Source organism: Methylophilus glucosoxydans (assembly GCF_042676145.1).
Classification (GTDB): domain Bacteria; phylum Pseudomonadota; class Gammaproteobacteria; order Burkholderiales; family Methylophilaceae; genus Methylophilus; species Methylophilus glucosoxydans.
Window position 1 is genome coordinate 202,552 of sequence record NZ_JBHTJW010000003.1, and the last position, 11,646, is coordinate 214,197.

10 protein-coding genes are annotated in these 11,646 nt (G+C 53.0%); all 10 read right to left on the reverse strand.

Translation table 11 applies throughout. The annotated features are described in order from the left end of the window. Nucleotides 1-14 precede the first annotated feature (14 nt). Entirely contained in the window at nucleotides 15-1,445 is a 1,431-nt protein-coding gene (locus ACFQ1T_RS12735) for an alginate export family protein (RefSeq protein ID WP_194747228.1), read from the reverse strand. A gap of 100 nt (nucleotides 1,446-1,545) precedes the next feature. Continuing rightward, nucleotides 1,546-2,355 (reverse strand): ABC transporter ATP-binding protein, encoded by an 810-nt coding sequence (locus ACFQ1T_RS12740; protein ID WP_338656968.1) that lies wholly within the window; start codon nucleotides 2,353-2,355, stop codon nucleotides 1,546-1,548. Between the two features lie 36 nt (nucleotides 2,356-2,391). Beyond that, entirely contained in the window at nucleotides 2,392-3,327 is a 936-nt protein-coding gene (gene ntrB / locus ACFQ1T_RS12745; protein ID WP_194747226.1) for a nitrate ABC transporter permease, read from the reverse strand. Nucleotides 3,328-3,347: 20 nt separating this feature from the next. After that, complete coding sequence (locus ACFQ1T_RS12750; protein WP_338656969.1) at nucleotides 3,348-4,649, reverse strand: CmpA/NrtA family ABC transporter substrate-binding protein; 1,302 nt, start codon at nucleotides 4,647-4,649, stop codon at nucleotides 3,348-3,350. 344 nt (nucleotides 4,650-4,993) lie between these two features. Further along, on the reverse strand, nucleotides 4,994-6,784 hold the full coding sequence (locus ACFQ1T_RS12755) for a bifunctional protein-serine/threonine kinase/phosphatase (protein WP_194747224.1): 1,791 nt from the start codon (nucleotides 6,782-6,784) through the stop codon (nucleotides 4,994-4,996). 5 nt (nucleotides 6,785-6,789) lie between these two features. Then, on the reverse strand, nucleotides 6,790-7,233 hold the full coding sequence (gene cynS / locus ACFQ1T_RS12760) for a cyanase (protein ID WP_194747223.1): 444 nt from the start codon (nucleotides 7,231-7,233) through the stop codon (nucleotides 6,790-6,792). Nucleotides 7,234-7,295: 62 nt separating this feature from the next. Then, nucleotides 7,296-8,105, reverse strand: a complete 810-nt coding sequence (locus ACFQ1T_RS12765; RefSeq protein ID WP_194747222.1) for a formate/nitrite transporter family protein — start codon at nucleotides 8,103-8,105, stop codon at nucleotides 7,296-7,298. Between the two features lie 348 nt (nucleotides 8,106-8,453). Then, nucleotides 8,454-9,731 carry a nitrate regulatory protein gene (locus tag ACFQ1T_RS12770; RefSeq protein ID WP_194747221.1) on the reverse strand — a complete coding sequence of 426 codons (1,278 nt, stop codon included), beginning with the start codon at nucleotides 9,729-9,731 and terminating at the stop codon, nucleotides 8,454-8,456. 62 nt (nucleotides 9,732-9,793) lie between these two features. Then, a complete protein-coding gene (locus ACFQ1T_RS12775) occupies nucleotides 9,794-10,483 on the reverse strand; it encodes an ANTAR domain-containing response regulator (protein WP_379077362.1) in 690 nt (229 codons plus the stop codon). Beyond that, on the reverse strand, nucleotides 10,458-11,624 hold the full coding sequence (locus ACFQ1T_RS12780; protein WP_379077365.1) for a transporter substrate-binding domain-containing protein: 1,167 nt from the start codon (nucleotides 11,622-11,624) through the stop codon (nucleotides 10,458-10,460). Before ACFQ1T_RS12780 ends, ACFQ1T_RS12775 begins: the two co-directional genes overlap by 26 nt. Nucleotides 11,625-11,646: the final 22 nt, after the last annotated feature.

Here is an 11,646-nt window from a genome sequence, read left to right on the forward strand (position 1 = left end):
GACGAGACGTCCGTTTAGAACGTATACATGGCGGTCAGCCACAGTTTTTCGGTATCACGGAAACGGCCACGTGTGCCAGCAGCATTGCTGGTGGTATTCGGCCCAAGTCCAAACTGGTCACCTTCACTGAATTTTCCGTATTCAAACTTGGTCATCCAGTTTTTATCGATATTCCAGGTGACGGCGGCATTCCATTCCGTGCCGTAACGGCTGCCATTACGGTTGGTGCCGCTGCCCACGGTATAAAAGTCATTGTCAGAGTCAATCACGTGGTAATCGGCAAAGAACAGAAAGTCGCCGTAACGGTAAGTGGCTGTGACAAAGGTATCTTTAATGCCCTCACGTGGGGTGACCAGAAACTTGTCTACCCAACCTTGAAACAGGTGGTTGGTACCAAAAGGAGTCTGGAACGCGAAAGTATTGTTGTTGCTGGAGAGCAATTCCTGATCGACACGCATATTGAAGTTATCAATCCCGAAGCCACCGCCCAGCTTGTAGTAATGCGCATCAATGCGGCTATCACCACCCCGGTAATTATCCTGTTTGGCATATTCGGCAGTGTAGTGCGCGCGGTAGTTCGGTGTGAATGGATGTGTGCCATCGAGGCGTACGCCAAACGTTTTGTTGGACTGGCTGGCGGCATAATTGGCTGTTCCGGTGCCAAACCAGGCATTGCCAAAGCCCAGATTGTCAAAGTCGCTCAGGTAAGCGTAGCCAACCAGAAATTCGGTCGGGGAAATACGGTATCTGGTGTTCAAAATGTCGAGGTCGCCGCTTCTGTGCGTCGTGAAAATCTGGCGGACACGGTCAAAGTGAGCATAGAAAATTTCAGTATCTGGAATTGACTTGTTCAAGATGGACAGACCATCAAAGACCTGTGTATTTTGGCGGAAAGCAATATCCCCAATAAAACGCACATTGTCCAGGTTGACAATTTGTCGTCCTAAACGCACCTTGGTATTTTTAATGCCGGTCCAGTCTACAAACAGCTGGTTCACATCGGTATAGTCAGGATCCACTACTTTGGCGTAATTAATCTTGTCGCTCTCATTAGAGGCGCCATTGACACGCACTGGGTTAGTGCCATCGTTGAAATCATCTTGCAGTTTGCTGACGTTGGTAAGTTGCGCGGCAAAACTCCAGTTGTGGTACGGGGCCGTTTGCCAGCCAACCAGGCTGCGCATCGTCATGGCGTTGGCGTTGTCCAGGGCTTGATTGGCAGTCGGGTTAGGGCTGCCGTTGGCAAAAGTGGCCGGCTGTAAGCCATCCTGATCGACATACTCATAACGTAGTCTGAAACTGGTCAGATTTTTACCGGTTTTAATCGCGTCCATAAAAGTGTATTCAGGCAGAACTTCTTCTTCTGCCATTGCAGGGGAGCCAAGTGCCGCCAGCAAGATGGCTGCGGAAACTTGACGCAAGCGTGGGTGTAGGTTAGCGTTCATGTGTTGCTCCTTTTCTCTATTGGGGTAACCTTGCTTGGATGAGGATTGCTTTTGAAAAGCAAGTGGTGCTGACAGGTGGCCGCCTGCCAGCACCTTTCAGTTAGGCCGCCTTTTTGGCGTGCCGCTCATACAGAAACTTCAAAACTTCGCTGCGCAGATGGGTATACGCTGGGTCTTCCACCAGCTCCAGGCGTTTGCGCGGACGGGGTAAATCGACCGTCAGGATTTCACCGATGGTGGCTGCCGGGCCGTTGGTCATCATGACGATGCGGTCAGACAGCAACACGGCTTCGTCCACATCGTGCGTCACCATGACGGCAGTACAACCAGAACGTGCCATGATGGCCATCAGTTCGTCTTGCAGACCGGCACGGGTCAGCGCATCCAGCGCACCAAACGGCTCATCCAGTAGTAGCACTTTTGGCTCCATGGCCAGGGCACGGGCAATGCCCACGCGTTGTTTCATGCCGCCGGAAATTTCATTCGGGCGTTTTTCCATGGCGTGGCTCAAGCCCACCAACTCCAGTGCCGCGCGGGTACGTTCTGCCAGTTGTGCTTTGGTTTCGGTGGCAGCAAACACGCGTTCCACGGCCAGATAGACATTTTCAAAACAGGTCAGCCATGGCAGCAGGGAGTGGTTCTGGAACACCACGGCGCGTTCAGGGCCAGGCTTGGCGATTTCGCGTCCGGCACAAAACAGGTAGCCATCTGTCGGTTGCAGCAAGCCGGCAATCAGGTTGAGCACGGTAGATTTGCCGCAGCCTGAGTGGCCGATGATGGAGATGAATTCACCTTCCTGGATAGACAGGTTGATGTCTTTCAAGGCCTGGAAACTGCCTTTTTTAGTGTTGAAAATCATGTTGACGTTTTCAATCAACACATAGCGGTCTTGTTTTACAGCGGTGGTCATGATCAGAGTCCTTTACCAGTCAATGAGGCGTCGTGGTTATTCGTAGCTATAGCGTTTGGCCAGCATGACCAGACACTGCTCCAGCAACAGACCGACGATGCCCACAATGAAAATCGCGATGATGATGTGCTCAACGTTCAGGTTGTTCCATTCATCCCACACCCAGAAGCCAATGCCCACGCCGCCGGTCAGCATTTCTGCCGCCACAATTACCAGCCAGGCGGCACCGATGGAGAGACGCACACCGGTCATCATGTAAGGCATGACATACGGCAGCAGGATTTTGGTGATCACCTTCCACTCGGACAGGTTCAGTACCTTGGCCACGTTCATATAGTCTTGCGGTACTTTGCTGACACCGACGGCGGTGTTGATGATCATGGGCCAGACCGCGGTGATGAAAATCACCCAGATTGCGGCCGGGTTGGCCGCTTTGAATACCAGCAGGCCGATCGGCAACCAAGCCAGTGGGGAGACCGGCTTGAGCAGGCTGATAATCGGCGCCGCCATTTTTGACATAAAGGCATAGCGGCCGATGATAAACCCCATGGGGATGCCGACAATCGCTGCCAGCGCAAAGCCGGTGGCGACGCGTTTGAGCGAGTTCAGGATGTTCCAGCCGATGCCCATGTCATTCGGGTTGTTGATATAAAACGGGTCGCTAAACAGCTCCACCGCCGAATGCCAGGTCTGCACCGGTCCTGGCAAACCCTGAGTCAGGGCGGCCACGGTAGACCAGATGGCGCCAAAGATCAGCAAGCCAATCACAGGCGGCAACAGTCCTTCAAAGACACGTTTGGCCATTGCCGCCCATGCCCCGGCTTTTTTGCTTGCCGGGGTGGCTGCTGTTGCGGTGGCCGAGAGAGGGCTCACCACCGCGACAACCGGTTTTGCTTGCTTGGCTGGCATTGCTTTGGCAGCCTGCTCACTGTTTTGCATGATTTTTTCCTTGTTAAAGCTGACGACACTCATGGTGACTCTCCTTGAAAGAATTACGCTTTAACCTTGAAGCTGTTGGCATAAGCTTTAGGGTCTTTACCATCCCAGACCACGCCGTCAATCAGCTTGCTGCTGCGCATCACGTCTGTTGGCACGCTAATGCCCAGAGATTTGGCGGCTTCGGTATAAATATCAATGCGGTTCACCTTTTTCGCCACGCCGAGGTAATCCGGGTCAGACTTGAGCAAGCCCCAGCGTTTGTGTTGGGTCAGGAACCACATGCCGTCTGACAGGTAAGGGAAACTGACCTTGCCATCATTGAAGAACTTCATGTAGTTGGGGTCTTCCCATTTTTTGCCGATACCATTGTCGTAGTGGCCGAGGAAGCGACCTTCAATCACTTCTTCTGGCGCATTGACATAGGCTTTGCCTGCGATCAACTTGGCCACTTCGGCACGGTTTTTGGTCGCATCAATGTAGCGTGAGGCTTCGAGGATGGCTTTGGTTAACGCCAGCGCGGTATTCGGGTTCTTGGCGATAAAGTCAGCGGTGGTGCCCAACACTTTTTCCGGGTGGTCTACCCAAATATCTTGTGAGGTGGCGACGGTGTAGCCGATCTTGTCGTAAATGGCACGGGCGTTCCAGGGTTCGCCCACGCAGTAGCCATCCATATTGCCAATCCGCATGTTGGCGACCATTTGTGGCGGCGGTACGACGATGGTTTTCACGTCCTGCATCGGGTTGATGCCATAAGTCGCCAGCCAGTAGTACAACCACATGGCGTGCGTGCCGGTGGGGAAGGTCTGGGCGAAGGTAAAGTCGCGGTTTTCGTTATCCAGCAAGCGTTTCAGCGTGGCGCCACTGGTGACGCCTTTTTCCTTAAGCTGGTTAGCCAGCGTGATGCCCTGGCCGTTGTTGTTCAGCGTCATCAGCACGTTCATGTCTTTTTGCTGGCCGCCGATGCCCATTTGGACGCCGTAGATCAGGCCATACAACACATGTGCAGCATGCAATTCACCATTGACCAGCTTGTCACGTACGCCTGCCCACGAAGCTTCTTTAGACGGCACAATCTTGATGCCATATTTTTTATCAAAGCCCATTTGCGCGGCGACAATAATCGGCGCACAGTCCGTCAGCGGGATAAAGCCCACTTTCACTTCGGTGATTTCTGGCGCATCCGAGCCTGCCGCCCAAGCCTGGCTACGGATGGCGGAAGGCACCATGTTCATCATGGCGGCAGCACCAAACGCGCCTGCCAGCGTATTCATAAAGAAATGGCGGCGTTGCTGGTTCACCTGGTCAACCGGCGTTGCCTCGGTGGGGGATACATTTTTTTTGTCAGAACTGCTCATGTCGGCTCCTTGAGATTTGATTCGAAAAAGGGGTTCGGAAAATACAAAACAAAAAAGGCGTCCTGAATGCAGACCGTGGTCTACACTCAGGACGCCTTTGTCCTTTTGCTTGCAAGCCCTTTTGCTAAAAGGCTGCGGTACTTACATTAATTTAATAACGGGTATAACTCAGTTGTTAGGCAAATTACCTGATATCAGGCATTTGCCACGGAGCATATTTGACAGGATCGCCGTTGATCCAGCTTGCTCTTAAATAAGCATTAGCAAACGGCATGCCAACTTTATTTTATTTTTAAGTGATTGAATTGTAATGAAAATATTAGTTTCTTTTGTAAAGGGGCATATTATTGCCGGGCATAGTTGCACTGCTTTCGTGCGAACTGCTCAACATTGGCGCATGACTTGGGCTGGTGTGCGAGGAGCCCGAGCAACAGGATGACCATACACGCCAGCAATAGACTTAAGCCACGCCAAAAGGCCAGCGGATGACGTTCCAGCAAAGGCGGATGGGCATGACGCAGAAAGGCTGCATTCGGTTTACGCAGGTCAAATAAAAATTCAGAGGCCTGCGCATAACGTTTTTCTGCCTGCGGGTGCACGGCACGGGCGATGGCGGCGTCGACCCAGGCCGGAAACGCCGGTTGTGTATAGCGAATCTCCCGGTAATACAAACGTGACAGGTGTTGCGGATGTTTTACCTTCGCGACCTCTGTCCCATAGGGCAGTTTGCCTGTGAGGCACTGGTAAGTGATCACCCCCAAGGCATAAATATCCGATTGTGGCGTTGCTGGCCATCCCAGAAACTGTTCTGGCGCCGAGTATTGCAGCGTGCCAGGCAAGGTTACCGTGCTTTCTAGCTCGCTCATTTCTTCGAGACCAGCCACGCTCACGGCCCCAAAATCAATCAAGGTGATCTGGCCATCGGTATCGACCAGGATATTTTGCGGCTGCAAGTCGCGGTAGACCATCTCCAGTCGATGAAAGGCTTCCAGGGCGCTGGTGATCTGTTCCACCAGTTGGCGGACGGTCTCTAGGGATGGTTGCGGGTGATCCAGCAGCCATTGTTGTAAGGTTTGCCCCGGCACATAGTGCATCACACTATATAAAAACTTGCGCGGAGAAGCTGACGTATACGGCCGTAATATATGGCGATGGCTGATGCGCCTGGCCACCCATTCTTCGAGGTAAAAACGTTCCAGTGCCTGTGCATCGGCGGACAGGTCCACCGATGGGACTTTGAGGGCAACCTGGGTGCCCGTTTGCAGGTCACGTGCCAGGTAAACATGGCTGCGGTGGCTATGATGCAGGCAACGCAAAATATGGTAACCATCAAACGGCTTACCTTCTTCTATGGCCGGGGCAAAGGGGAGTGCCTGCATGCTTTGTGTCAGCGAGGCCATGTCATGGTCGGGCAGTTGTAACAAGCGCACCGCCAGTGCTGTCAGGTTATCCTCGCTACCGCGTGCATGCGCGAGTTTAACCCAGTGCTGGCAGAGACGATTGAGGTCGCTGGCGGTTTGGATATCCTGCAAGATTTCTTCTGAGGTCAGGTGTTCAAATACGCCATCAGACATCAATAAATAAACATCGCCTGCTTCCGCGGCCTCGCTGTGATAATCAATTTCTGGTTGCGGGCTCATGCCCAGGGCGCGTGCCAGATAGCTATGTTGATCATCGACCCAGAAACGGTGGTCTTCGGTCAGGCATTGCAATTGCTGGTCACGGAGACGGTAAATGCGCGTATCGCCCAGATGAAATACATGGATAGCCCGTGATTTAATGATCAGGGCGCTAAAGGTACAGACGTAGCCTCTGTTTTTGTCAAAACGATAAGGGCTGCGAAACGTCTGCGCATTGAGTGTGGCATTAATACTGCGTAAGACTTGCAACCCACCAGACTTGACTGACCATTCTACAGGGGTGAGCGCGTAATCTTGTATAAACTGCTGAATGGCCAGCGTACTAGCCTGGTCGCTGACATCGCTGCTACTGATGCCATCGGCAATGGCAAATACCCAACCTTTGCCAGTAGCAGGCGGGCTGTCTTGTGTGGTGAGGCCGAACGCATCCTGATTGACTGGTTTGCGTCCGGCCTCGGAGCAGGCGCCGCTTTCTATCTGCAAAGAGGCAGGCATGCCGTTTAGTAAGACTTGTAAGGCAGGAACTTGCCGCTCATGGTGATTTTGACGCGATCGCCTTTAGGGTCGGCTTCGCGTTGCAAATCCATATTAAAGTCAATGGCGCTCATGATGCCATCGCCAAACTCTTCGTGAATCAAGGCCTTAAATGTGGTGCCGTAGACGCTGATCAGTTCGTAAAAGCGATAAATTAATGGATCGGAGGGCACCGCAGTGGGTAACGATCCTTTATAAGGTACCACTTGTAGTTGGCTTATGGCTTCTCCAGGCAGTTGTAGCAGTTTTCCCAAGGTATTGGCTTGTTCGGCAGAGAGGGTCATTTGGCCAAGTAGGGCGGCCGTTGTCCATTCCTTGCTCAAACCAATGGCCTCAGCAAGTGTTTTCCAGGACAGTTGCAAGGCATTTTTTTGTAACACTATCAGTTCTGTGACTTCATCTCTTGTCATGATTAACTCCATTGATATCGTGTGGGACGGGCTCACTGCCACGACGAGCAGGCGAGCATTGTTTACAGTTTACGTTTGGGTTGTGTGCGCACATGGGTGGTATACAGCGTCAGGCCGGTAAAGGCCAGGCCGCCCACCAGATTGCCAAGCGCAGTCGGGATTTCATTCCATACCAGATAGTCTGCAATCGAAAAATTGCCGCCCATGATCAAAGCAAATGGAAACAGAAACATATTGACGACCGAGTGCTCAAAGCCCATGAAAAAGAACAAAAAGATTGGCATCCACATGGCGATCACCTTGCCGCTGACGTTGGTTGAAATCATGGCCCCCACCACGCCCAGCGACACCATCCAGTTGCACAACATGCCACGGATAAAAATGGTGATCCAGCCATCCAGGCCATATTTGGCGTAGCCCAGTGTTCTGGCCTCGCCTATACCGGCGACTTTGGTGGCGATGGCGCCGCCATCGGTATTAAAGCCATAGGTGAAGATAAAAGCCATCATCCCGGCCACCGTGAGCGCGCCAGCAAAATTGCCAATAAATACCAGACCCCAGTTACGCAGGATTTGCGGCCAGGTCACGCCGGGGCGTTTGTCCAGCCAGGCCAGCGGAGTCAGCATGAAAACGCCGGTCAGCAAGTCAAATCCCATCAGGTAGAGCATGCTGAAGCCCACCGGAAACATGACAGCTCCTACCAGAGGAGATTCTGTCGCCAAGGCAATACTCACTGCAAACACAGCGGCCAGCGCCAGAATGGCACCCGCCATATAGGCGCGAATCACGGTGTCACGCGTGGCCATATAAATTTTTGATTCACCGGCGTCTACCATCTTAGAGACAAATTCGGCGGGGGCTAGATAAGACATTGCATACCTCTTACTTTCTTGGATGAGTCCAAAACAAAAAGGCGTCCTGACAGTCAACCCGCTTGAGTCTACTGTCAGGACGCCTTTGTCCAGATTGCTGAATTGGTTGGTACCCGCTGTATTCAAATCACCAGGATTCAAACACAAGCCAGGGGACCACCTATTTATACCCGCGCTTCCGCCATTGGAATCGCGTTAATTGATTGATAGCAATTGTTATGCCATGTATTAATATTGCGAATAACACTTTGTTTTAATGCTGTTTTTGTCCATATTTTACAGTTTTATAGGTGTAGATATACACCGCGTATATGCACAGGCATGGTGCGCATGCCCGATCCTGAGCGGTTAATCGCGGGAAAAATGTGTCTGTGCGAGAATGTTTTCCGCGATATCCACAATTTTGCGGTTTTGAGTCATGGCCGTACTGCGCAACTGTTTGTAGGCTTCCATTTCATCAATATCAAACTTGCGCATTAGCAGGCCTTTGGCGCGTTCGATCACTTTGCGCTCTGACAAGGCTTTTTTAGTATCGGCCAAGGTGACTTCCATCTCGGCAATCTGTTGCGATTGCTGTTGCAGCAACTGCATGATAGAAGTCACGGGTGCCGTATGCCTAGCTTCATTTGCCTGAAATTGCAGCGCACTCTCGACCGGAATCGACAGGTTGAAGAAACTACTATCCAGGGGATGATTGGGATCAGCGCTTTGCGTCATGGCATCCAAATATTGCTTTGTTTGTGCCAGGTCTTTTTTCGCATGGGCAGAAAGTTCTGCCAGCATGCGGTGCATGGATTGCACCAGCTGGCATTGAATTAGCCAGATTTCACTCAGGCGCTCACTGCACAACGCAAACCAGGTATCACTGGCGCTGGTATTGAGCGTTTGCTGATCTTTGGCCACCGTCAGCTGGTGACGCAAGTGCTCATGCTGCTGTTGTAGGCGTGAGCTTTGCAGGACCGCCCATGCCTGCTGTAGCTCCTGGGCGCCAAACTGGCTGAACAGTTCAAAATGGCGATTTTGCTGTGTGATCAATTCCAGCAGTTTTTGCTGATGCTCGCTTTGCATGCTGCCTGAGCCAAATAAATAAGAGCCGACTGCACGCTCCTGACCGGCAAACTCCTTGGCTTGCACCAGGTTGTAGAGCGTCAGCAAGCTGGTGGAGACCTTGCTGTTGACCGAGCTGTCCGTGATCTCGAAAATCAGCGAGATCAAGCTTTGTATAAAGCGGTTATAAGACTCTATGCAATCCGCAAATGAGATCTTGAGTAGCGTAATTTGATGACGTAAGTTTTTAAGCTGGTCCAAACCCAGCAAAATCCAAGAGATGAGCGTCAACTGTTTGGCATCGGTCAGCGCATGGCGGTCTAGATATTGTTGCAAGGCTTGCCTGAAATCGGTTTCAATTTGCTGATTTTGCACGACGATATCCGCACGTGCCTGCGAGAAGCGTTTGCCGGAAGACGCTAAATAAAGACAGCTGGCACCACGTTCAGCCTGAATTTGATGAATGAGCTGCCCAATTCTTTCGACAAAAGTAATTGAGCTATCCAGGCGCTCCAGCTCCTCGATATGTCTGATTTTAGCCAGGGTAATGGTTTGTGCGGGGGAAATGTCGGTCATCATCGGACTTGTTCAAGCAAAAACTGTGCGCAGGAGAATCGATGCGCTTGGCAAGGGCGAGCATTCTAACGGGGTTTGGCTGGATTGGACAATAGACCGTCGGTTTGCAACAGTGCACGTGCAATGTCTTCCACCGTCACGCGTTTGAGCATGGCCTGCTCGCGCAGGACTTTGTAAGCCTCGGTTGCACTGATTCCGCGCGCATGCGCCAACATGGCTTGTGCCGCACTGATTTCGCCTGCCGCCTGCAGTTTTTCTTCCAGGCGCTGGTTACGTTTGCGCAAGGTTTTTAATTGCTGGCAATGATGCATGGTCAGGATGAGGGTGGAGAGCAAGCCTTTGGCTTGCAGAGGCCTTACCAGCATGCCATGGCAACCCAGCGCAGTGGCGGTCTCCAGCGTGGTCGGGTTTTCATAATCCAGCACTCCAATCAGCGGGATCGCCGACTCTGGTGTCAGCCACGGCAGTTTCTTTTTCGCGCTGGCTTGGGCATCTAGCAGAAAAATCACCAGCTCGGTTTGCGCGGGTAGCTCAGCCACCGGCGGCCATAGCGCGACCGTCTGGCAGCCAATCCGGTGCAGTTGCTGTGTCAATACCTCGCGGTTTTCGTCCTCAGGATGAAAAATCGTGATGCAGGCATGGCGCAAATGGCGGAACAGCTCCAGCGTGGAGCGCGGCGCCTGCGCCTGCTTGGCCTGGCGCTGACCATAGTGAGGGGCGGTGGGCGACTCAGCCAACGCGATACTCCGCCGCATAAGGCAGGTTGTTCCAGCTGGCGCCTGGGTGCGTCACCAGATAAGGGTCGGGGATTACCGCTGCGGCACCGCCACCGGCGATGATCTCGAACTGGCCAGCCGCATTGACGCGCGCAATGCGCGGGTGTAGCCGGGTGTGGTGGTTGCCGGCATCAATGACAATACGGCCTTGCGGTGCGTCAAAGGCTCGACCCAGCAGCTGTGGCAACAGCGCATCATACTGGTCGCTCCCGGCCGCGCGCATCGCTTCGGCAAACAGGTGGGTTTGAAAATATGCCGCTTCCCAGGCCATATTGGGCGCAATCTCGTTGCCATACTGCTGCCTGAAGCGCGCGATGCAGGCCTGGTTCTCGGTACTGGCAATGCTTTGAAAATAGGGCGCAGACGTGATGTGGCCCTGGGCCGCACCGCCGCCCATTTCTGCCACCTCTGCTTCAGAGGTGGTCAGGCTGGCAATCGGGGTGTGCTGGGCATCCATGCCGATCTCGGCATAAGCCTGGTACAACAGGCGGGTGGCTTGCCCCACCACGGTTGAAAACACAAAGTCTGGCGATTTGGCCTTGATGTCACGCACCACCGCTAAAAAATCTTTTTCTGTCGCCGTCAGCGGTACATAACGCTCGGCCAGTTTTTTGCCGCCTGGAACTTCAAGGATAAAGTCACTCATGATGCGGTTGGACTCATACGGGTAAATGTAGTCGCAGCCGATCATGTAGACGCGCGCGCCAAAATGTCGCGTCATGTAGTCAGCCAGTTGTGCACTGTTCTGGTTGGGCGCCGCGCCGGTGTAAATCACATGCGGCGAGAATTCAAAGCCCTCGTAAGGCGTGGGGTAAAACAGCAGCTTGCGCCATTTTTCCACCACCGGAATCACGGCTTTGCGCGTGCTGGACATATAGCAGCCAAAGATCACATTGACGCCATCTTCTCGAATCATGCGCTCGGCCAGTAACTGGTATTGTTGCGGCATGCCCTGCGGATCATAGTGGACGGGCACCAGTTCTCGGCCAGCGATGCCGCCCGCGGCATTGATTTCTGCGATGGCAAAGAAAGTGGCAAATGCCTGTGAGCGTTCTATGGTCGCCGTGGCGCCGCTGGTGGAAAACAGCACGCCGACCGGGATCGGGTCAGTGTTTGCCATGAGATTCTTTCGTCAGGGGCTC